This is a genomic window from Spongiactinospora gelatinilytica (genome assembly GCF_003236385.1).
GTDB classification, from domain to species: domain Bacteria; phylum Actinomycetota; class Actinomycetes; order Streptosporangiales; family Streptosporangiaceae; genus Spongiactinospora; species Spongiactinospora gelatinilytica.
Genome location: NZ_POUA01000893.1, coordinates 1 through 421 on the forward strand (window position 1 = coordinate 1; position 421 = coordinate 421).

Consider the following 421-nt stretch of genomic DNA (forward strand, 5'->3'; position numbering starts at 1 on the left):
GCATTGATGCGGAGCGCTTTCCAGCGTCAATAATAAATTCGTCAAAAGAAACATCCGCATCATCATTACCGGTATCAGACATAGCACGTACCACAATAAATGGTTTGTCAAATTGATGAGCCACCTGTCCGACTGCCGCACCTTCCATTTCACAACATAAAGCATCTGGAAAGTTTTTTAGAATAGTTTTAACTTTATCAGCACTAGCAATAAATTGATCACCAGTAACAATTAGACCTTTTTTTGTATTTAAATTACGATTCTGAGCTGCTAATTCAAATTGATGAATTAATGACGCATCAGCCTTAAATCTAGCACTGTCTTGTTGTGGGAGTTGACCATATTCATAGCCAAATGCTGTTGCATCTACGTCGTGGTACGCCACTTCAGTTGATAGCACCACGTCTCCAACTTCTAGTCC

Annotated in this window: 1 protein-coding gene; it reads right to left on the bottom strand. The window is 39.7% G+C overall.

Going from position 1 to position 421, the window contains the following annotated elements:
* Positions 1–400 (bottom strand): 5'-methylthioadenosine/S-adenosylhomocysteine nucleosidase (gene mtnN / locus C1I98_RS46740; RefSeq protein WP_233508599.1); only part of this gene is annotated, 400 nt, incomplete at its 3' end.
* Between the last annotated feature and the right edge of the window lie 21 nt (positions 401–421).